At 65.6% G+C, this 20,533-nt stretch carries 18 protein-coding genes; 14 read left to right on the top strand and 4 right to left on the bottom strand.

The features are described 5' to 3' along the window. Nucleotides 1-7 precede the first annotated feature (7 nt). The 3 genes from GGR71_RS19430 to GGR71_RS19420 are packed head-to-tail and all read right to left on the bottom strand — an operon-like array spanning nucleotide 8 to nucleotide 1,733. Nucleotides 8-418, bottom strand: a complete 411-nt coding sequence (locus tag GGR71_RS19430) for a DUF1330 domain-containing protein (protein WP_160961929.1) — start codon at nucleotides 416-418, stop codon at nucleotides 8-10. A 35-nt stretch (nucleotides 419-453) separates the two neighbouring features. Beyond that, on the bottom strand, nucleotides 454-837 hold the full coding sequence (locus tag GGR71_RS19425; RefSeq protein WP_160961927.1) for a putative quinol monooxygenase: 384 nt from the start codon (nucleotides 835-837) through the stop codon (nucleotides 454-456). Nucleotides 838-848: 11 nt separating this feature from the next. Next, nucleotides 849-1,733, bottom strand: a complete 885-nt coding sequence (locus GGR71_RS19420; protein ID WP_456362643.1) for a LysR family transcriptional regulator — start codon at nucleotides 1,731-1,733, stop codon at nucleotides 849-851. 205 nt (nucleotides 1,734-1,938) lie between these two features. Between GGR71_RS19420 and GGR71_RS19415 the strand changes: the two genes are divergently transcribed. The 11 genes from GGR71_RS19415 (at nucleotide 1,939) to GGR71_RS19370 (ending at nucleotide 10,146) form a co-directional block, all read left to right on the top strand. Then, nucleotides 1,939-2,508 (top strand): NAD(P)H-dependent oxidoreductase, encoded by a 570-nt coding sequence (locus GGR71_RS19415; protein ID WP_160961923.1) that lies wholly within the window; start codon nucleotides 1,939-1,941, stop codon nucleotides 2,506-2,508. 35 nt (nucleotides 2,509-2,543) lie between these two features. Continuing rightward, nucleotides 2,544-2,843: a superoxide dismutase gene (locus GGR71_RS19410; RefSeq protein WP_160961921.1), complete on the top strand. Its 300-nt coding sequence runs from the start codon at nucleotides 2,544-2,546 to the stop codon at nucleotides 2,841-2,843. Between the two features lie 100 nt (nucleotides 2,844-2,943). After that, a complete protein-coding gene (locus GGR71_RS19405; protein WP_160961919.1) occupies nucleotides 2,944-4,008 on the top strand; it encodes an NAD(P)-dependent alcohol dehydrogenase in 1,065 nt (354 codons plus the stop codon). Then, the gene (locus tag GGR71_RS19400) at nucleotides 4,005-4,694 is read left to right on the top strand and encodes a type 1 glutamine amidotransferase domain-containing protein (RefSeq protein WP_160961917.1); all 690 of its coding nucleotides are present in this window, start codon (nucleotides 4,005-4,007) and stop codon (nucleotides 4,692-4,694) included. The genes GGR71_RS19405 and GGR71_RS19400 overlap by 4 nt, the downstream gene beginning before the upstream one ends. Before the next feature lie 76 nt (nucleotides 4,695-4,770). Further along, the gene (locus GGR71_RS19395; RefSeq protein ID WP_184452231.1) at nucleotides 4,771-4,938 is read left to right on the top strand and encodes a hypothetical protein; all 168 of its coding nucleotides are present in this window, start codon (nucleotides 4,771-4,773) and stop codon (nucleotides 4,936-4,938) included. A gap of 107 nt (nucleotides 4,939-5,045) precedes the next feature. Continuing rightward, nucleotides 5,046-6,029, top strand: a complete 984-nt coding sequence (locus GGR71_RS19390; RefSeq protein WP_160961915.1) for an aldo/keto reductase — start codon at nucleotides 5,046-5,048, stop codon at nucleotides 6,027-6,029. A 163-nt stretch (nucleotides 6,030-6,192) separates the two neighbouring features. Next, nucleotides 6,193-6,903 (top strand): carboxymuconolactone decarboxylase family protein, encoded by a 711-nt coding sequence (locus GGR71_RS19385; RefSeq protein ID WP_160961913.1) that lies wholly within the window; start codon nucleotides 6,193-6,195, stop codon nucleotides 6,901-6,903. Nucleotides 6,904-6,948: 45 nt separating this feature from the next. Then, a complete protein-coding gene (locus tag GGR71_RS21220; protein ID WP_160961911.1) occupies nucleotides 6,949-7,929 on the top strand; it encodes an amidohydrolase family protein in 981 nt (326 codons plus the stop codon). 621 nt (nucleotides 7,930-8,550) lie between these two features. After that, entirely contained in the window at nucleotides 8,551-8,808 is a 258-nt protein-coding gene (locus tag GGR71_RS19375; RefSeq protein WP_160961909.1) for a helix-turn-helix domain-containing protein, read from the top strand. A 1-nt stretch (nucleotide 8,809) separates the two neighbouring features. Then, a complete protein-coding gene (locus tag GGR71_RS21215) occupies nucleotides 8,810-9,217 on the top strand; it encodes a HipA N-terminal domain-containing protein (protein ID WP_237474435.1) in 408 nt (135 codons plus the stop codon). After that, complete coding sequence (locus GGR71_RS19370) at nucleotides 9,151-10,146, top strand: HipA domain-containing protein (protein WP_456362642.1); 996 nt, start codon at nucleotides 9,151-9,153, stop codon at nucleotides 10,144-10,146. Before GGR71_RS21215 ends, GGR71_RS19370 begins: the two co-directional genes overlap by 67 nt. A gap of 92 nt (nucleotides 10,147-10,238) precedes the next feature. Here the strand turns inward: GGR71_RS19370 and GGR71_RS19365 are convergent, their stop codons facing one another. Continuing rightward, nucleotides 10,239-10,646, bottom strand: a complete 408-nt coding sequence (locus GGR71_RS19365) for a hypothetical protein (RefSeq protein ID WP_160961907.1) — start codon at nucleotides 10,644-10,646, stop codon at nucleotides 10,239-10,241. A gap of 490 nt (nucleotides 10,647-11,136) precedes the next feature. Between GGR71_RS19365 and GGR71_RS19360 the strand changes: the two genes are divergently transcribed. The 3 genes from GGR71_RS19360 (at nucleotide 11,137) to GGR71_RS19350 (ending at nucleotide 20,509) form a co-directional block, all read left to right on the top strand. Continuing rightward, nucleotides 11,137-14,529: a GH92 family glycosyl hydrolase gene (locus tag GGR71_RS19360; RefSeq protein WP_160961905.1), complete on the top strand. Its 3,393-nt coding sequence runs from the start codon at nucleotides 11,137-11,139 to the stop codon at nucleotides 14,527-14,529. Nucleotides 14,530-14,823: 294 nt separating this feature from the next. Next, a complete protein-coding gene (locus tag GGR71_RS19355) occupies nucleotides 14,824-17,925 on the top strand; it encodes a TonB-dependent receptor (protein WP_160961903.1) in 3,102 nt (1,033 codons plus the stop codon). Nucleotides 17,926-18,064: 139 nt separating this feature from the next. Further along, complete coding sequence (locus GGR71_RS19350; RefSeq protein ID WP_160961901.1) at nucleotides 18,065-20,509, top strand: GH92 family glycosyl hydrolase; 2,445 nt, start codon at nucleotides 18,065-18,067, stop codon at nucleotides 20,507-20,509. The last annotated feature ends 24 nt before the right edge of the window (nucleotides 20,510-20,533 follow it).

Below are 20,533 nucleotides of genomic sequence, written 5' to 3'. Positions count from 1 at the left end.
AGCAGTCCTACTGCGCATCGCCTTCGACGATGTAGGCATTGGTATGGCCAGAGCGTTGCCGGAACGGCCGGATCCTGGCGTACTCCGGCGAGTTGTACCAAGCCTGGGCCTGCGCGAGACTGTCGAACTTGATGATCACCAGACGATGGCTCGGCGGGTCGCCCTCAAGGCGGTTCACGCTGGCGGCTCGCACGATGTAGCGCCCGCTGTAGGGTTTGAAGGTCGCATCCACCGCGGCCCGATACGGCGCGATGCCTTCCGGATCGGTGAGTTCGAATTCGGCGATGTAGTACGCCGGAGGCTTGCTGGGTATCGCAACCGGCGGTGCCGGTAGTGCCTGCGCTTGCGACGCTGGCGCGGCAAGTGCAAGTGTCGCTGTTGCGATGACAAGGGTCAGGAGCGTCTGTTTCGGCTTCATGTCGGGGTGTCCAGTGAAGGGGAGAGCCGATACCGCTATCGCCCTTTGGCGCTGAGTTGGATGGGCACGGTTTCGATCAACTTGCGCGACACGATCATCGGCTGGGTCACCGACACGTATTTCTCGAAGTGCGCGGACCTGATGTGCGCCCGGTAAGCTTGTTCGTTGGCGTAGATCTCGAAGAAGCGCAGGCGGTTCGGCTTGTCCTTTTCGGCGACGGAATAGATCGCCAGCACGCCGGGTTCGACGCGGACGGATTCCTCCATTTCTTCCTTGACCGCCGCCGTGTAGGCCTCGAGTTGCGAGGGGTCTATTACCAGTTCGGCGATACGTACGACAGTGGTGTCCGCTGGCTGCCCATGCAGCGTGCCAGCGGTGGCGCTGCACAGCAGCGCGGTGGCAATCATCCAGGTTTTCATCGGCTTTACCTTTAGTTTTCCAGGCATTTCGGTAGTTCGGCGACCAGCAGGTCGATTGCCAGGCGCGAGCGCAGCGGCAGATATTGGGCGGCTGGCCAGACGGCATAGCCCTCGATAGCGGCGGTGGGCCTATGTCCCCAGATTTCGACGAGCTCACCGCGCCGTAGCCGTTCCCGGATTAACCAGTAAGGCAGCCAGGCAATGCCCATCCCTGCGGCGGTGGAGTCGGCAATGAATTCCAGATCGTCGAAATGCAGGCGGGAGGTGGGCAGGACATTCACCAACGCGTCGTTGGCATCAGGAAGCTGCCACGCCAAGGCGTGCTCGTTGCGCCAATACGGCAGCAGATCGTGCCCCATGAGTTCGTCCAGCGTGCGCGGCTCGCCCCTGGCCGAGAGATACGCAGCGGAGGCGCAGAGAACCTTGCGCTGGCTGACCAGGCGGCGAGCGCGCAGGGTGGCGCGGTTTTCTGGCGCCCCATTGCGCACGGCCAGATCGAAGCCTTCGGCAATCAGATCGACCTGGCGGTCGCTGAAGTTCAGCTCCAATTCGAGCCTGGAATGCTGTTGCGCATAGCTCCGCAGAATGGGCGCGATGCAATAACGGCCGAACAGCACCGGCATGGTCACACGCAGCTTGCCGGCCACCTCGCGCCTGCCGTTCTCCAGCATGGTCTCGCCCGCGCGTAATTCCTCGATGGCGCGTAGGCAGCGCTCGTAATATTGCTGTCCGTCCTCAGTGAGATTCTGGGTCCGGGTCGTTCGTTGAAACAGCTGCACCCCCAACCTTTCCTCCAGGCGCGCGATCGCCTTGCCGACGGCCGAGCGCGTCAATGACAGCCGTTCGCCGGCCTTTGCAAAACCGCCGGCCTCGACGACATCGACGAAGAGTTGCACACCATCGAACCTGTCACGCACGGGATCGTCTCCGAGTTAATTGTAGAATTTTTGGATACACATAAGATAAATATATTCTCTTATGTCGACTTAAACTCTACTTTATAGTTTGGCGCAGGCCAAGTAAGGGCGGCAGCGTGCGGCAACCTTGCGCAGCGTACTCAGCGGAACAAAGGCTATATGCCGCCGAAAGGAGAGAGTTGAAGTGCGTGTTTCGATTGTCTATGACAGTGGCTATGGTCACACCGCACGCGTTGCCGAGGCCGTGGCGCGTGGCGTTCGCGAATCGGGCGTAGCCGATGCGGTGCTGATGCCCGTGGGCGAGGGCGCGGTGGACTGGGAGTTGCTCGAGGACAGTGACGCGATCGTCTTCGGTTCGCCGACCTACAACGGCATGATCAGCGCAAGGCTCAAGCAATTCTTCGAGGATTCCACCAAGGTGGCCTGGACGCCGCAGGCGTGGCGCAACAAGATCGCGGCGGGATTCACTAACTCCGGCGCACAGCATGGCGACAAGCTCAACGTGCTGGTGTCGATGGCTCTGTTCGCCGCACAGCACGGGATGATCTGGGTCGGCCTGGACCTGATGCCTGGCAACAGCAGCAGCACCGGCAGCACGCAAGACCTCAATCGCCTCGGCAGCTGGCTCGGCGTGATGACGCAGGCGAACACGGACGAAGCGCCGGAGGCCGCGCCACCGAGCAGCGATCTCCGGACGGCGCAGTATTTCGGCCGCCGCATCGCCGATACGGCCCGTCGTCTTCAACCAGCTTGATCTTCTGCATTCCTTAAACAGCCAAGGACACGACTATGAAACTTCTTTGCCTCGACGTACCGCAACCAGGCGCAACGATGGAAAAATACGCGCCGCATATGGCCGATGAAGCCCGCCATGCCTGGCAGATGTACAAGGGGGGCATCATTCGGGACATCTACTTCCGGCTGGACCGTCCTGGTGTGGCGATCATCGCCGAGGCCGAAACGGTAGCGGCCGCACGCACGGCATTGGCCGAATTTCCGCTTGCCAAGGCCGGGCTGCTCGACTGGGAAGTAATCCCGCTCGGTCCCTTCACCAACTGGGAAACGTTGTTCGCCGCCGTTGATGCCTGACGCGGACGGCACTCAATGGCCGGCGTATCCCCCAATTTAGGCAAGCGGCGCGACATGCTGCGGAAGACCTGCCCGCCAGCACGAACCAAGGAATTCCATGATGAACGTACTGGGCTTTGCCGCTAGATCGGCCTCCGGCCCGCTGGAGCGCTTTGCTTTCGAGCGGCGCGCTCCACGCGGCGACGACGTCGTCATCGACATCCTTTACTGTGGCGTCTGCCATACCGATCTGCACTTGGCGCGGAACCACGGCGGCTTCACCACGTATCCGATCGTTCCCGGACATGAGATCGTCGGCCGGGTGCGTGAGGTCGGCACGGATGTCGCACGCTTCAAGGCCGGCGACTTGGTCGGCGTCGGCTGCATGGTCGATTCCTGTCGGCATTGCCAGCCCTGCCTGAAGGGCTGGGAGCAAGATTGCGTCGAAGGCGCCACGTTCTCCTACAACAGCGTCGACCGTCACGATGGAAGCGTTACCTACGGTGGCTATTCCGAATCCATCGTCGTCAGCGACAAGTTCGTCCTGTCGCTACCCGATGGACTCGATCCAGCCGGCGCCGCGCCGCTGCTATGTGCGGGCATTACCACTTGGTCGCCGCTGCATCGCTGGAAGGTTGGCAAGGGCAGCAAGGTCGCGGTAATCGGCCTGGGCGGACTTGGTCACATGGCGCTGAAGCTTGCCAAGGCGCTCGGAGCAGACGTGAGCCTGTTCACCCGTTCGCTGGGCAAGGAGAAGGATGCGTTCCGCCTGGGAGCAGACCATGTCGTGCTGTCGGAAGATGCCGCGCAAATGAAGGCCGTCGCCGGTCAGTTCGACGTGATCATCGACACCGTTCCCTACGACCACGACATCAATCCCTACATGCCGACGCTCGCGCTCGAAGGCGTGCTTGTGCTGGTCGGCTATCTGGGGCCGCTCGGCACGCCGATCAATGCAGGCGGGGTCGTGCAAGGGCGCAGGGCGCTTTCCGGTTCCTTCATCGGCGGCGTGCCCGAAACCCAGCAGATGCTCGATTTCTGCGGACGCCACGGCATCGTTTCGGACGTCGAGATCATTCCCATCCAGAGCATCGACGATGCCTACGAGCGCCTGTTGAAAAGCGATGTGAAGTATCGCTTCGTCATCGACATGGCCTCGCTCAAGTCCGCAGGAGTAGCGTCATGACCAGCAGCATCAAACCCATCCTGTGCGTGGTGACCAGCCACCCGATCCGTGGCGACAGCGGCGAGCCGACTGGATTCGCGCTGGTCGAGCTGACCCATCCGCTGGAGGTGTTTGAGAGTGCCGGTATTCCGGTCGAGATCGCCTCGATCCGCGGCGGCCATCCGCCGATCGATTTCTTCGACCTGTCCGACCCGGTCAACGCCCGCTACTGGAAGGACACGCAGTTCCGCGATGCGCTGGCGCATTCGCTGGTGCTGGGCACGCTCGACCCATCGCGCTACTCGGCGGTTTTCTTCGCCGGTGGCCACGGCACCATGTGGGACTTCGCCGACAGCGACGCGGTGCAGAGGGTCGTCCGCGAGATCTGGGAGGCCGGTGGCATTGTGTCGGCGGTCTGTCATGGCCCGGCCGCCTTGGTGAACGCGACCCTGTCGGACGGACGCTATCTGGTCGACGGCAGGAAGCTCGCGGCCTTCACCGACGAGGAAGAAGCCGAGGTCAAGTACACCCACGTGGTGCCGTATCTGCTGGCCACCACGCTCAAGCAACGCGGCGGGTTGCATCAACCGGCCCCCAACTGGTCGCAGAACGTAGTGACCGATGGTCGCCTGGTGACGGGGCAGAACCCTGCATCGGCCCGCGGCGTAGGCGAGGCGGTCGTTGCACAGCTGAAGGCGAACGCCTGAAGGAGCACGCGTTTTCTATCAGGCCTCGTACTGGGTCGCACGCGATTCCATGCGCTGCAACCGAACGAGACCAACCATGTACTGGACACAGCAGGAACCGCGGCGCATCGACCAGGCCGAGGACCTGAGGATCGCGCCGTTCCGTGACGCTGGCGCCAGCTACGGCACGCCGACCTGGGTCTGGGAGGTGGTGGTCGAGGGCGCGCTGTCTGGCATTCGAGCCGGTCGAAGGCCGCTCAATTAGCGCATCGACGTACGGCAAGCGTCAGTCCACGCGCCGATGACCGGTGGCTGGGCGGGCGCAGCCACCGTCCGCATCACGCCACGCGCAACCAAGAGAGAGGGTGAATCATGATCAGACGCAAACTCGGCCAGGGACTGGAGGTCTCGGCGCTGTCGCTCGGCGCCATGGGATACGGCAAGGCCCGCGACCTGCCCGATCGGGCCGACATGATCGCTCTCATCCGCACGGCGGTCGATCGAGGCATGGATTTCTTCGACACCGCCGAGGTCTATGGACCCTGGACCAACGAGGAGATGGTCGGCGAGGCGCTCGCGCCTGTGCGCGACAAGGTCACGCTTGCCACCAAGTTCGGCTGGGATATCGACCAGGAAACCGGCGAGCATCGCGGCGGAGTCAACAGCAGGCCGGCACAGATCCGGCGGTCCATCGAGGGCAGCCTCAAACGGTTGCGCACCGATCATATCGATCTCTACTACCAGCACCGGGTCGATCCCGAAGTCCCAATGGAGGAGGTCGCCGGGACGGTCAAGGATCTGATCGTGGAGGGCAAGGTCCGTTGGTTCGGCATGTCCGAAGCCAGTCCCGCGTCGATTCGCCGCGCGCACGCGGTGCAGCCGGTGGCGGCGCTGCAGAGCGAGTATTCCCTGTGGACGCGCGAACCCGAGTCCGAGGTCCTCCCGACCATCGAGGCGCTGGGTATCGGACTGGTGCCGTACAGCCCGCTGGGCAAGGGCTTTCTGACCGGCAAGATCGACGCGAGCACCACGTTCGATGTCTCCGATATTCGCGCGCAGACCCCGCGCTTCGCCGAGGACGCCAGGATCGCCAACCAGAGGCTCGTCGATCTCATCCGCAGGATCGGTGACAAGCACGGCGCAACGCCGGCCCAGGTGGCGCTGGCCTGGCTACTTGCGCAAAAGCCCTGGATCGTCCCGTTGTTCGGCACGCGCAGGCTCGAACGCTTCGATGAAAACATCGGCGCATTACAGGTAACGCTCGACCAGGCCGATCTCGACGAGATCCAGGAGGCCAAGATCGTCATCGAGGGCGCGCGTTATCCAGAGGCCGTCATGCGGTTCTCGGGACGGTAATGCGCAGCGAACGACACCTTTGGCTTCGCATGCGGACCGCTCGGCATCCGCGCCAGCGAACAGCCGAAGGAGGCGGTCGAATGAAACACATCGTAATCGCGGCCGCTATCGCGCTCGCCCCAGGCGAGCCCGCAGTTGCAGAAAAGAGAAGAGGAATCACACCATGCCGGAAAGCATATCGTCCCTGTCCGCGAAGGACATCGAATCCGTCTCCCCCGCTCTGGCGCGTTACGCCCGCGAGGCCGTGCTCGCCGACCTGTGGCGACGCCCGCAACTGTCGGCACGTGACCGCAACGTCGTCACGCTTGCCATCCTCATCGCGCGCAACCAGCCCGCCGAATTCAAGCATCAGGTAGGCGTGGCGCTCGACAACGGCGTCACCGCGGCCGAAGTCTCGGAGATCATCACCCATCTCGCCTTCTATGCGGGTTGGCCGAACGCCATGTCGGCCATCGTGGTGACCCGGGAGGTGTTCGCCGTCCGCGACATTGCCGCTAACCAATTGCCGCCTGCATCGCCGCCGTTGTTGCCGCTCAACGAAGAAGCGGAGCGCCAGCGCGCCGCGACGGTCGAGGCGAATGTCGGCCCGATCTCGCCGGGCTTGGTGAAGTTCACCGCCGATCCGCTGTTTCTGGATCTATGGCAACGCCCCGACCTCACGCCGCGCGATCGCAGCCTGATCACGGTCAGCTCGCTGATCGCGTCCGGCCAGAGCGCTCAAGTCAGCTATCACCTGGGCCGCGCCATGGATAACGGCCTGACCGTGGAAGAGGCAGGCGAAGTGATCGCCCACGCGGCGTTCTATGCTGGCTGGCCGCATGCCTTCTCCGCGGTGCCCGTGGTGGGCGAGGTGCTGCACGGACGCGCCAGGTAGCAGCTGCTGGCGGGGGGTCTTCAACTGCGGCAACGGAGTTCAACCATGAAAATCGTGGCAATCGAAGAACACGTGCTTCCGGCCGACATCAAGCAGGCCTGGGAGACCATTCCCGGTGCGGACGATGGAACCCTGGCGCTCAATCTCCCTGTCATCGACGAGCGCCTTGCCGATCTGGCTGACAGGCGGCTGGCGCTGATGGACGAAACCGGCGTGGACATGCAGGTGCTGTCGCTGACGACGCCGGGCCTGAACAATCTCGCTGAGCCCGGCATCGAGCTGGCTTGCGGCGTCAACGAACTGATGGCAGCGACGGTGCGCAGCAATCCGACGCGCTTTCAGTTTCTGGCCGCGCTGCCGTTCGCCCATGCCGATGCGGCGGCGAGCGAATTGCGCCGGTCCGTGGTGGACCTGGGCGCCAAGGGCGGCATCGTGTACGGCCGTGTCGGCAGCCGGCATCTCGACGACGCATTATTCGATGCGACCTATGCTTCCGCAGCCGATCTCGACGTCCCGTTGCTGATCCATCCACAGATTCCGCAGGCGGCGGTGCGCGCGTCCTACTACAGCGGCTTCACGCCAGCGATCGATCTGGCCTTGTCGACCTTCGCGCTCGGTTGGCACTACGAAGCAGGCATGGAATTCGTGCGGATGGTGCTGGGCGGCGTCTTCGACCGCCATCCCACGTTGCAGGTCATTCTCGGGCATTGGGGAGAAGTGGTGATCTTCTACCTGGAGCGCCTGGTCATGCTGGACAGGGTGGCCAAGCTGCGCAAACCATTCATTGCCTACGTAAAGGAGAACCTGTATCTGACCGCCAGTGGCATGTTCAGTGTGGACTATCTGCAGCGGGCGGTGGAAGTGGTCGGGCCCGACCGCATTCTGTTCTCGACCGACTACCCGTATCAGTACAGGCCTGGCGGCGACGCGCGACGCTTCGTCGCAGCGCTTCCCGTGGATGAGGAGGCCAAGCGGATGTTCGCGTACGCCAACTGGGAGCGGCTAACCAACCGTGGGGTTGGGTAACACGGGAACCGCAGCGTGGGGCGCACCGCTGCGGTTGCATCGGTGCACAAAAAGGTGCGCTTTGTACCACTTGTGTTCGTGGACGCCGACACGGGGGCCGCCTCGCTCGCGACATCGTTACCGCGTTTCCCCGGCGCCACGCGAACGTGGGCTGCCGTCAAAGCCGGCGCGTCGTTCACGCCGTCTCCCGTCATGGCGACGACCTTACCGTCGCGTTTCAGTGCGTCGACCAAGCGCAGCTTGCGATCGGGTTGGAACCGGACAAAGAGGTTGCTGCTACTAACGCTTCGCGCCAGGGCCCATCCGTCCAGCGCCAGCTCGCTTCCCAGCAGCAGGCATCGGTGCCGATGCAGTAGGCCGAGGACATCGCTTATAGGTTCCCAGCAAATTCCACCATTGGCAGGCGCGTCATGCCGACGCGCTTGGCGCCTTCGCCAGCTCAGTCCACCTCCGCGCCCACTGCACCGCATTGCTGTCGTGATGCATGTGCTCGACCATTCGGCACCCGGCGTCTGCGCGGGAGGATCGTGCACATCAATCGATTCACCCGAATATCAGCTATTTAAATTTTAGTTGTTTTGCAGGTATTTTGCGTTTAGCTGGACGACGGGTACCACCCTAATGTCGACACGCCACGTTCTAGTCACCGCGACGCAACTAGGCGCGACGCTGCAGGCCGCGCGCAAGGCGCAGGGACTGACCCAGTCTGCACTGGCCGGCCGTCTCGGCCTGAGCCAGTCGCGGGTTTCCTATCTGGAGTTGAATGCCCACGCGTTGAGCGTCGAACAACTCTTGGCCTGGTGCGCGGCGCTGGGGTTGGAGCTGACCATCGGCACCCGCGGTGACCCCACCGCCGCCAACGCGCAAGCGGAGTGGTGAGATGGGGCGTCGATCGCACAGCCGCAGCCTCTCCATCTGGACCAATGGCGTGCACGTGGCGCGCTGGACGCTTCCTGCGCGCGGGGACATGGAGCTGCAGTACGACGCGGGCTGGGTCGGTGCCGATGTCGGCCGGCCGTTGTCGCTGTCGTTCAATCTGCAGAACCAGCCTCTCAAGGGCGAGAGGGTCTTCAACTACTTCGACAACCTGCTGCCGGACAGCGATGCGATCCGCCGCCGGGTGGCGCAGCGCTTCCGTGCGTCGTCCACCGATCCGTTCGATCTGCTGAGCGCGATCGGGCGCGCTGCGTGGGAGCGGTGCAGGTCCTGGGCGAGGACGAGGTGCCGCAGGATGTCGGGCGTATCGAAGGCGTGCCGCTGTCGGAAGAAGCGATCGAACGGCATCTGATCGAGGCCGTCTCGCCGCACGGCGTTGCCGGCCACCGCGATCCGGATGCGGACATGCGCATCTCCATCGCCGGCGCGCAGGAGAAGACCGCGTTCCTGTGGTGGGACAGTAAGTGGTACGCGCCGCGCGGCGCCACGCCGACCAGCCACATCTTCAAGCTGCCGATGGGCCTGGTGGGTGGGCGGCGGGCGGATTTCAGCACCTCTGTCGACAACGAATGGCTGTGCCTGCGGCTGTTGAAGGCCTATGGCTTGAAGGTGGCCGATGCGCGCATCGCCCGCTTCGGCCAGCAGCGCGTGCTGGTGGTGGAGCGCTTCGACCGGCGCCTGGCGCCCGATGAGCAGTGGCTCATGCGCCTGCCGCAGGAGGATTTCTGCCAGGTAGAAGGCTGCTCGCCGCTGCGCAAGTACGAGAATGAAGGCGGTCCAGGGGTCAAGGCCTTGTTCGGCACGCTGCGCCAGTCGGTCGATGCCGAGGCCGACATGAAGACGGTGCTGGCGGCGCAGGTGCTGTTCTGGTTGCTGCGCGCGCCCAATGGTCATGCCAAGAATTTCAGTCTCCAACTGCTGCCGCGCGGCCGCTTCCAGTTGACCCGGCTGTATGACGTGATGTCGGCCTATCCGGTATTGGGCGACGGCACCCATCAATGGTCGCCCTACGACATCACATTGGCCATGGCGTTGCTCGGCAAGAACAAGCATTACGCGATGCACAGCATTCAGCGCCGACACTTCAGCAGTACGGCGCAGAAAGTGGGTTATGCGCCGTCGGCCGAGCCGATCATCGAGAAGATCCTGGCGCGCACGCCTGCGGCCATCGCCGAGGTGCGGGCGGACCTGCCAAAGGACATTTCGCCACGCGTTGTGGATGCGATCCTGGGCGGGCTCGAACAGGCGGCGCTCGTGCTTGAAGGGATGCCCGCTAGCTAAAACGGGGGCCGTCGCGATCCGCGCAGCAGCGTGGCGTAGGGGGTGAAGCCGCGCCGCGAAGCGGCGTCGGCTTGAATGCCCTGTTTGGCCGCCTATCGGCAAGTCTCAACGCCAAAGCTGTTGGTGCTGCAGCGCGTTGCGTTGCCCTTGTCGTCGCGATACGTCGTGTTGCCGAAGGAGTCCGTGGAGCCGCGCACGGTGTTGCCCTGGTTGTCGCGGGTCGTGGTATTGCCGAAGGAATCTGTCGAGGTGCGACTGACGCTTCCGTCGTCACCGCGGCACGTCTTGTTGCCGAACGAGTCCGTGGAGCAGCGGATCGCGTTGCCCTGGTTGTCTCGGGTCGTCGTGTTGCCGAAGGAGTCTGTCGTGGTGGTGCTGACGTTTCCGTTGCTGTCGCGGCACGTCTTCTTGCCAAACGAGTCCGTCGTGCAGCGTGTCTCGGCAAAGGCGCTCGACGTTGCCAGAAGCCCCATAAAGAGTGCGAGTGTCACTGTTTTCATTCAAAACCCCCTGAGTGTATGGAGCGATCCAGCGCTTGAGAGTGTAGCCGTTGGCAGGCAGGCAAGCAGTCGCCCTGTCGCCTTCACTCGCGTGTTGCCGCGTGAAGAACGAGCGTCATGCCCCTTCAGTCCATGACCTAAAGCGGCAGGTCAGATCCAGCATCGATACGCGTACGAACTGTTGCGCAGCAGCATGCAAGGCCGCAACAGGCGTGTTACATCTAACCGCGTTGGATCGATCCAAAGCCGTTGATGCAGCGCATCCTGGGGAAGACGGTAGGTAGGGATCGCGTGCTACGCGTTTGCTGAGGCCTGCTCTTCTGTCCGCATGCATTGCGGTCGTGAAGCGGTGTCGGATGCCGACTTGAGCCGCGATCCATCGGGTCGATCCGGTCCACGTTGCGTGCCTTGACTGCGCGCCGTTGCCTTCGGAGGTGCGTGACGCCGCGCGTCGCGGCACAACCGACCGAGAAAGTTTGGGGAGCCTGCCATGCCAATCCGCCCGCGCTTCGCGCATCTGCCTGAGTCTTCACGTCGGTGGTTGGCGTCCGTCGCTGTGTCGGCGCTGTTGTGCGTGGGTACCGGCGCGGCATGCGCGGCCGATCCCGGCTTCGCGTCTTCGTTCGAGCGGGGCGAACCTGCGCCTGCGTCGGCTACGCGGTCCGACGACACCGGCATCCAGGTCGCCATCGGCAATGGCCCCGAGCAGCCCTACGCGGCCAAGGCCGGCATGGGTTACACCGGCCTGCATGCGCTGCACTATCGCGCCACTGCGGCCGGGCGCGCGCAGCTGTTCGCGGTCGATCTGCCGGTGGAGCCGGACACGGTGCTGTCGTGGATGGTGTTGCCGGAGATCGTCGATGGCGATACGGTGGCCTCGACCGGGGTTGCAGTGGATCTGCTGTTCGACGATGGGCGCCGCTTGTCCGACTTGGGCGTGGAGGATCAGCACGGTGCGCTGGTCAGTGCGGCGGGGCAGGCGGCGTCGAAGACGCTGTATCCGCAGCAGTGGGCGCTCAAGCAGGTGCGGCTGGGCGACGTGGCGGCCTTGCGCGGTAGACGCATCCGCGCGATCGAGCTGCAGGTGCAGCCCGGCGCCGGCAAGGTGGCGTCGGGCTGGATCGATGATGTCGTGGTGCGCCGCATGACGGCGCCGCAGGCGGCGCGGCGGCCCAGCGACGAGGTGGTGACCACGCGTGGGACGCAGTCCAATGGCACGTTCTCGCGCGGCAACAACATCCCGGCCACGGCGATGCCGCATGGCTTCAATTTCTGGGTGCCGGCGACCGATGCGGGGACGCTGAGTTGGCTGTACCGCTGGAACGAACAGAACGGTGACAACAACCGGCCGCGGCTGCAGGCGCTGTCGATCAGCCATGAACCCAGCCCGTGGATGGGCGATCGCCAGACCTTCCAGGTAATGCCCTCGTCCATGCGCGGGGTGCCCGAGGCGGACCGCACGAAGCGCGCGTTGTCGTTCAGTCATGACCACGAGGAGGCACGCCCGCACCTGTACCGGGTGGACTTCGACAACGGCATCCGCGCCGAGCTGACGCCGACCGAGCGGGCGGCGATCTTCCGCTTCCGCTTTCCCGAGGGCGGCGATGCCAATCTGCTGTTCGACAACGTCGATGCGCGCGGCGGGTTGATCCTGGACGCGGCGACGCAGACGCTGCGCGGCTACTCGGACACGCGCAGCGGGCTGTCCAATGGCGCCACGCGTCTGTTCGTCTATGCGCGCTTCGACCGTCCCTGGACCGCCAGCGGCAAGATCGCCACGGGGCGGCCGACCGGCTACGTCAAGTTCGCGCCGGGTGCGGACCGCACGGTGGTGATGCGCATCGCCACCTCGCTGATCTCGGTGGAGCAGGCGCAGCGCAATCTGCAGCAGGAGATCGGCGACGCCGGCTTCGAGGTGGTGCAGTCGCGTGCGCAGGATGCGTGGGACGCGGTACTGGGGCGGGTGCAGGTGCAGGGTGCCAGCCATGACCAGCGGGTCACGGTGTACTCCAATCTGTACCGGCTGTTCCTGTATCCCAACATCGCCCACGAGAACGTCGGCGATGCGGCGCATCCGGATTGGCGGCATGCCGACCAGAACAGCTGGTCCAAGGACAATACCGGCGGCGATGCCGAGCGTACGTCGGCGCCGATCCTGCCGGGCAAGGTCTACGTCAACAACGGCTTCTGGGACACCTTCCGTACCAGTTGGCCGGCGTATGCGCTGTTTGCGCCGGAGCAGGCCGGGGCGATGATCGATGGTTTCCTGCAGCAGTACCGCGACGGCGGCTGGGTGGCGCGCTGGTCCTCGCCGGGTTATGCGGACCTGATGGTCGGCACCAGTTCCGACGTGGCCTTCGCCGATGCGTGGCTGAAGGGCGTGCGCGGCTTCGATCCGCGCGAGGCCTACGCGGCGGCGCTGCGCAATGCCACAGTGGTGGCGCCGGTGTCGAATGTGGGACGCAAGGGCCTGGCCCGCTCGATGTACCGCGGCTATGCCGCCAACGACGTGCACGAGGGGCTGTCGTGGACGCTGGAGGGCGCACTCAACGATTTCGGCCTGGCGCAGATGGCGCAGGCGCTGGCGGAAGAGGAAAAAGAGCCGCAGCAGGCGCAGCGCTACCGTGAGGAAGCCGAATACTTCCAGGCGCGCGCCACCGATTACGTGTTCCTGTTCGACCCCGCCACGCGCTTCTTCCGTGGGCGCACGCCGGCTGGCCAGTGGAGTACGCCCGCGTCGACGTTCGATCCGTGCGTATGGGGCGGCGATTACACCGAAGCCAATGCCTGGACCTTCGCCTTCACCACGCCGCACGACGCGGCCGGCCTGGCGGGGCTGTTGGGCGGCGAGGACGCCATGGCGGCGCGCTTGGACGAACTCTTCACCACGCCGGAGACCGCGGACAAGCGCTTCGCCGGCAGCTACCGCGGCGTCATCCACGAGATGACCGAGGCGCGCGACGTGCGCATGGGCATGTATGCGCACAGCAACCAGCCCTCGCACCATCTGCCGTGGATGTACGTGGCGGCGGGGCAGCCGTGGAAGACCCAGCGCCTCACCCGCGAGGTGCTGCGCCGGCTGTACCTCGGCAGCGAGATCGGCCAGGGCTATCCGGGCGACGAGGACAACGGCGAGATGTCGGCGTGGTACCTGTTCGCGATGCTCGGGCTGTATCCGCTGCGGATGGGCGCGCCGGAGTATGTGATCGGCTCGCCGGCGTTCCCGCGCGCCGAGGTCGATCTTGGCAACGGCCGCAAGTTGGTGGTGATCGCGCGCAACAACAGTGCGCGCAACGTCTACGTGCGGTCGCTCACGCTCAACGGCAAGCCGTGGAACAAGGCTTGGCTGCGCCACCAGGACATCGCCAACGGCGCCACGCTGGAGTTCGTGATGGGCGCGACGCCGTCGCGCTGGGGCAGCGGCGCGGACGCATTGCCGCCGTCGCTGACGCCGCCGGGCAGCGCGCCGCGCGGGTTGGAGGATGTGGCGTCGCAGGCCGTTGCGATGTCGCTGGACGGACAACCCAAGGCCGCGGCCTTGATCGACGACGATGCGACGACGGCACTGCCGTTGCCGGCCGGTGCCAGTGTCGAGTTGCGCTTCGCAGCGCCGCAGCGCGCCACGCACTACACGCTGACCAGCGGCGATGCCGCGTTGTCCGGCCTGGCGTGGACGCTGGAAGGACGCAACGATGACGGTGCGTGGACCACGCTGGACCAGCGGCGCGCGCAGGCATTCGCCTGGGCGCGGCAATTGCGGCCGTTCCGCATTGCCAAGCCTGGCGCGTACACCGCGTACCGCCTGCGCCTGGATGCGGGCAAGGACATAGCGCTGGCCGAAATCGAATTGCTGCAGCCGGTGACGCGGCAGGCCGTGCCGTGACCACATGCAAACACGGTGAGCGCGTCCTGCCTGCCGCGCCTGGCGGGCGTCGCGCGATGCACTAGGCCTGTTGCGCGGCAGCATGCGCTGCTACGAGCGCTGTGATACTTAGTTTTCCACTGCATTAGAACGATCCAATCGCATCTGCGCAGAAGGGGGAGGGAGACGTAGGGAAGCCGGCTCGCCGCAAGGCGCCGGAGAGTTTTCGTGTCACACCGCGCGGTGTTCTTGCCCGATCTTTTGATCGATAGAAACCCGCCGCAGCCGATCAATCTTTGGGAGAGGATGATTGAAATGAAGTGCATGCCATCCGCGCGCAAGCGCAGCACGCTGTCCGCCGGTATCGCCATCGCCTTGTTCGCGACGGCCGCCTCCACCACCGCCTTCGCCCAGCAGGCCGACGGCACGCCCGCGCCCGCGGGCCAGGCCGAGTTGCAGGCCAAGGACCTGGACGCGGTGACGGTGACCGGCTACCGCTACGCGATCGAGAAGAGTCTGGAGCAGAAGCGCAACGCCAATGCCGTGGTCGACGTGATCACCGCCGAGGACGTCGGCAAGTTCCCCGACAAGAACGTGGCCGATGCGCTGCAGCGCGTGCCCGGCGTGGTCATCACCCGCGACGGCGGCGAAGGCAAGAACGTCAGCGTGCGCGGCCTGTCCTCGGAGCTGGTGCTGACCGAATTGAACGGGAACTACATCGCCACCGCCGAGTCCAACGGCGACCCGACGCGCTCGTTCAACTACACGCTATTGCCGTCTAACCTGCTCGGCAGCGCCGAGCTGTACAAGACGCCGGAAGCGCGCATCGACGAAGGCGGTATCGGCGGCACCGTGATCCTGCAGACGCGGCGCCCGCTGGAGCTGGAGCCCAACTCCGGCTTCGTCTCCGCCGAGGGCGTGTGGTCGGACAGCAGCAAGAAGACCGATGGCCAGTTCTCCGGCTCGTACTCATGGCACGACCAGGACAACCGCTTCGGCGTGTTCGTCGGCTACACGCAGCAGAAGCGCACCGCGCGCACGCTCAATGCCAGCACCGAGAGCTGGCAGTGGTACGGCCGCGACGAAGGCGGCCCGGCGGTCGACGTGAACGGCAATCGGTCGGACTTCAACGCCAACTGGTGGGGCGGCACCGGCTTCTGGGACCAGAACGGCAAGTACTACACCCGCTTCATGATGCCCACGGCGGTCAGCCTGGACGTCAAGCAGGAGGAGCGCGAGCGCAAGGGCGGCCAGCTGACCTTCCAGTTCAAGCCCACCGACGACCTGACCCTGACCGCGAACTATTTCCGCTTCGACCTGTCGCAGAACTCGCAGACCAATACCGTCAAGATTCCCGAGTGGAACATCGCCCGCTACTTCGGTGACGGCAACTGGCGCGGCGGCCGCCTGCTCGACGGGCTGCAGTTCGATCCCAGCGGCACCATCGTCACCGGCGCCAACTACAGCCTGCATCCGGGCAAGGCCTACTACTGCAGCGAGGCGCAGGCCGCGGCGGCCGGCCTGGCGCCCGGCGGCTGGGGCTCGGACGACTGCACGGTGCCGACACCGCAGATCACCGGCAGCTACAACATCGAAAAGTCGCTGTCGCAGACGGTGGACCTGGGCGGCGAGTGGCGTGGCGAAAAGGTGGACGTGGCGTTCAAGGCCGGCCGCACCTGGGCCAAGGGCGGGCCGGAGCTGCAGTTCTCCCTGCCGATCAAGCCGCGCCGCCAGAACGCCGACGGTAGTTGGAGCAACGGCAACTTCGCCAGCGCCTGGGACCTGACCGGCACGCCGTCCATGACGTTCTCGCCGGAGCTGATGCAGAACCTGCGCGACGGCATCCTGCAGGTCGACCTGGGTTCGACCGGCTCGTCCTGGACCCGCAACACGAACCAGCAGCAGTACGCGCAGATCGATACCACCTGGCACATGGACGGCGAGTTCTTCGACTCGCTGCAGTTCGGCCTCAAGCGCCGCGACGGCGGCATCCACCGCAACACCGGCAACAACTACTGGGTGTGCCCGGGCACCGACCCGAGCGACTACAACAACCGCTACTGGAACGGGCGCTGCAATGCGCTGGCCACGCAGTTCTCGCCGGACCTGCTGTTCTCGCTGGACAACCTGGCCGGCGGGGTCAGGTCCAGCGCGTTCCCGGCGATCAACTTCCCGGGTTACATCGGCTACTTGAACAACACCTACGGCGCGATGCAGACCCGTAGCGAAGACAACTTCGTCTACAACGTCGACGAGAAAATCTATTCGACCTACCTGCAGCTCAACTTCCACACCGAGCGCCTGCGCGGCAACGTCGGCGTGCGGGTGGCGCGTACCGGCCAGCATGCCGATTCCACCGACAAGGTGACCGCGTACAACGACTACTTCTTCGACGGGGCCGACGGCAACCCGCTGGCCTGCCAACAGGGCGCTGCCATGCCCGCCGGCGCGCCGGCCGATACCTACTGCGGCACCGAGGGCTATTGGCGGTTGTCGGATACGCAGCAGCGCACCGAGTCGTTCGTGGTCAGCGGCCTGGACCGCAAGTACACCGACGTGCTGCCCAGCTTCAACCTGGCCTACGACCTGACCGAGAACTTGCTGCTGCGCGCAGCGGCGTCGAAGGTGATCGCGCGGCCGAGCTACAACGACATCGCCGCGCCCGGCAGCCTGGAGTACTACAGCCCCGAGTACGTGGCCGACCGGCGTCTGACCGGCGGCGCCAGCGAGCAGGGCTGGTACGGCTCGGGCAGCAACAAGAACCTGGAGCCGTACAAGGCCACCCAGTTCGACCTGGGGCTGGAGTGGTACTTCCAGCCGGGCTCGGTGGCGGGCGTGGGGTTGTTCCGCAAGAACGTGGAGAACTTCGCCGTCGACGTGATCAGCGACGTGAACATGATGATCAACGGTCAGGCGGTCACCGTGCAGAACTACAGCACTCAGGCCGGCGGCCAGGATGCGGTGTCGCAGGGCGTGGAGCTGTACGCGCAGCACACGCTGCCGTCCGGCCTCGGCGTGCAGTTCAACTACACCTACAACGATGCCAGCAAGGCGGCGGTGCGATTGGAGGATGGCACCGAGGTCGGCAAGACGTCCATGCCGGGCAGCGCCAAGAACCAGACCAACCTCACCGTGTTCTACGAGACCGACCGGCTGCTGCTGCGCGCCTCGTACAACCGCCGCGGCGAGTTGGTGCAGGGCCTGGTCAATGGGCTGAACGTGTACGAGGAGCCGTACTACCAGATCGATGTGAACGCGGCATACAACATCACTCCGGCGCTCAGCCTCACTGCGTCGGTGCTGAACCTGACCAAGCAGGAGTCGCGCCAGCACTTGGGCGACGACACGCGGGCGCGCTTCTACACCGGCGGTTACGCCGGGCGGCTGGCGTACCTGGGGTTGACCTACAAGTTCTAGGCTGCAGCGTGTCGCGCCCATGCCTGCCGCGCGGCGGACGGCATGGGCGCGACGGTCCGGCGACGGCCGGGCTACCGTTTTCGCCGTCCACGACTGCGCCGTCGCGTTTACGCGGTCGTTCACCACAGGATCCGATCGCATGACGTCTTCCCCGTTGCCCTCCCTGTTGCGCACGCTCGCCCTGTCGTTGTTGCTAGTCACGCCGGCACTGACCGCCGCGCCGCGGCCCAGTGCCGAGGTCAACACCTTCATCGGCAGCAAGGACGACGGCAACACCTTCCCCGGCGCGTCTGCGCCGTTCGGGATGATCCAGGTCAGCCCGATCGGCGCGCACTACGCCGGCTGGCGCTACGACGATCCGCAGATCCGCGGCTTCGGCCATTCCTTCCTGTCCGGCGCCGGCTGCTGGGAGCAGGGTGGACAGGTCTCGGTGTTGCCGGTCACCGGGCGCATCGGCCCCGGTGGCGATTTCGATACGGGCGATCCGAAGGCGTTCGACCACACCCGCTACGGCGCGCGCTACCAGCACGACGGCGAGCGCGGCCAGGCCGGCTACTACAAGGTGCGGCTGACCGACTACGGCGGCATCGACGCCGAAGCCACCGCGCTGACCCGCGCCGCGGCCGAGCGCTACACCTTTTCCACCTCGGGCGACGGCCACGTGCTGATCAACATCGGCCAGGCCAACGCCCGCCACACGGTCACCGGCAGCACCCTGAGCGTGGTCGGCGACCGCGTGGTCGAAGGCAAGCTGGTGACCCAGAGCTTCTGCGGCGGCCATCAGTACACCACCTGGTTCCGCCTGGAGTTCGACCGCCCGTTCAAGGCCTTCGGCACCTGGGGCGAAGCCGGCGGCGTGCCGGGATCGCGCCATGGCATGGAGGGCGAGGGCAAGCCCAGCGGCGCGTGGCTCACCTTCGATGTGAGCAAGGGCCGTGCGGTCACCGCCATCTCGGCGATCTCGCACGTGGATGCCGAGGGTGCGCGCAACAACCTGCGCAGCGAGGGCATGGCCAATGGCCGCCTGCTCGGCTTCGATGCGATGCGTGCCCGCGCGCAGCAGGCCTGGGACAAGGAGCTGGCCAGCGTGCGCGTGCACGGCGGCAGCGGCGACGACCGCGTGGTGTTCTACACCGCGCTGTACCACGCGCTGCTGCAGCCGCTGACCGGCAGCGACGCCGATGGCCGTTACCGCGGCTACGACGACGGGATCCACCACGCCGATGGCTGGACCTACCACGAGTTTTTCTCGCTGTGGGATACCTACCGTTCGCAGAACCAGTTGCTGGCGCTGTTGCGGCCGCAGCGCGCCGCCGACATCGGCCGTTCGATCCTGGCGATCAACGCCCAAGGCGGCTGGCTACCGCGCTGGGGCTATGCCAACTTCGAGACCAACGTCATGACCGGCGACCCGGTCACGCCGTTCCTGGTCGACCTGTGGCGCTTCGGCGCACTGCAGGGACGCGAGGCCGAGGCGTACACCGCGCTGCGCCGCAACGCCTTCGAGATGCCGCCGCTGAATTCGCGGCACGCCGGGCGCTCCGGCAATGCCAACTACCTGGCGCAGGGCTTCGTGCAGTACGACCGCGCGTTCCCGTCCAAGGGCATGGACGTCGATCCGCACCACGGCGGCTCGGCGACGCTGGAGTACGCGTTGGCCGACTGCGCGTTGTCGACCATGGCCGGCGCGCTGGGCCATGCAGAGGACGCGGCGGTGCTGAACCGCCGCGGGCGCAACTGGCACTCGATCTGGGATCCGTCGGTGCGCGATGCGGAGACCGGCTTCACCGGTTTTCCGCGACCGCGCACTGAGGACGGCGCATGGTACACGCCATCGGATGGCCATTACGATCCGCGTTCGCAGCATGGCTTCCACGAGGGCACGGCCTGGCAGTACCAGTGGCTGGCGCAGCAGGACGTGCCGGGCCTGGTGGAGGCGATGCATGGGCCCGAGCAGACCGCGCGGCGCCTGGATACCTTCTTCGCCTACGACGCGCTGCTGGCCGACCCGGCCGGTGCCGCGCGCAAGGAATGGGTGGTGGGGCCGTACAGCTACTACAGCCAGTTCCGCTACAACCCCAACAACGAGCCCGACCTGCATGCGCCGTGGATGTACACGCTGATCGGCCAGCCGTGGAAGACCAGCACCGTGCTGCATGCGGCGCAGACGCTGTTCACCAATGCGCCCAACGGCGTCACCGGCAACGACGACCTGGGCACGATGTCGGCGTGGTACCTGTTCAGCGTCATCGGCCTGTATCCGGCGGTACCCGGCACCGGGCAGTTCCTGCTGCACGCGCCGCGCTTCTCGCGCGTCGAACTGGACGTGGGAGCGGGCCGCACGCTGCGCATCGACGCGCCGCAGGCCGGCGATGGCAAGCTGCGCTATGTCGGTGGCGTGTCGCTGGACGGCCGCGCGCACGCGCCGGTGTGGCTCGATTGGGCACAGTTGCGTCAAGGCGGCCGCCTGCGTTTCGACCTGCGCGATGCGCCGCAGCCGCAGGGATGGGGCACGCAGCCGCAGAACCTGCCGGTGTCGCCATGCGCGGCACCGCCGGCCGCCGCCAGCCTGGGCTGGCGCTGAGTCCGTGCCGTCGCGCGGCAGGGG

The organism is Xanthomonas sp. F1, from assembly GCF_014199855.1.
Note: the sequence above shows the minus strand (reverse complement) of the source record. Positions and strands in the feature narration are given on the sequence as shown.

Excerpts from the sequence above, each read along its gene's own strand:
- GGR71_RS19430 (WP_160961929.1), bottom strand. The coding sequence starts at position 418 with ATGAAGCCGAAACAGACGCTCCTGACCCTTGTCATCGCAACAGCGACA.
- GGR71_RS19425 (WP_160961927.1), bottom strand. The coding sequence starts at position 837 with ATGAAAACCTGGATGATTGCCACCGCGCTGCTGTGCAGCGCCACCGCT.
- GGR71_RS19410 (WP_160961921.1), top strand. The coding sequence starts at position 2,544 with ATGAAACTTCTTTGCCTCGACGTACCGCAACCAGGCGCAACGATGGAA.
- GGR71_RS19405 (WP_160961919.1), top strand. The coding sequence starts at position 2,944 with ATGAACGTACTGGGCTTTGCCGCTAGATCGGCCTCCGGCCCGCTGGAG.
- GGR71_RS19400 (WP_160961917.1), top strand. The coding sequence starts at position 4,005 with ATGACCAGCAGCATCAAACCCATCCTGTGCGTGGTGACCAGCCACCCG.
- GGR71_RS19395 (WP_184452231.1), top strand. The coding sequence starts at position 4,771 with ATGTACTGGACACAGCAGGAACCGCGGCGCATCGACCAGGCCGAGGAC.
- GGR71_RS19390 (WP_160961915.1), top strand. The coding sequence starts at position 5,046 with ATGATCAGACGCAAACTCGGCCAGGGACTGGAGGTCTCGGCGCTGTCG.
- GGR71_RS19385 (WP_160961913.1), top strand. The coding sequence starts at position 6,193 with ATGCCGGAAAGCATATCGTCCCTGTCCGCGAAGGACATCGAATCCGTC.
- GGR71_RS21220 (WP_160961911.1), top strand. The coding sequence starts at position 6,949 with ATGAAAATCGTGGCAATCGAAGAACACGTGCTTCCGGCCGACATCAAG.
- GGR71_RS19375 (WP_160961909.1), top strand. The coding sequence starts at position 8,551 with ATGTCGACACGCCACGTTCTAGTCACCGCGACGCAACTAGGCGCGACG.
- GGR71_RS21215 (WP_237474435.1), top strand. The coding sequence starts at position 8,810 with ATGGGGCGTCGATCGCACAGCCGCAGCCTCTCCATCTGGACCAATGGC.
- GGR71_RS19365 (WP_160961907.1), bottom strand. The coding sequence starts at position 10,646 with ATGAAAACAGTGACACTCGCACTCTTTATGGGGCTTCTGGCAACGTCG.
- GGR71_RS19360 (WP_160961905.1), top strand. The coding sequence starts at position 11,137 with ATGCCAATCCGCCCGCGCTTCGCGCATCTGCCTGAGTCTTCACGTCGG.
- GGR71_RS19355 (WP_160961903.1), top strand. The coding sequence starts at position 14,824 with ATGAAGTGCATGCCATCCGCGCGCAAGCGCAGCACGCTGTCCGCCGGT.
- GGR71_RS19350 (WP_160961901.1), top strand. The coding sequence starts at position 18,065 with ATGACGTCTTCCCCGTTGCCCTCCCTGTTGCGCACGCTCGCCCTGTCG.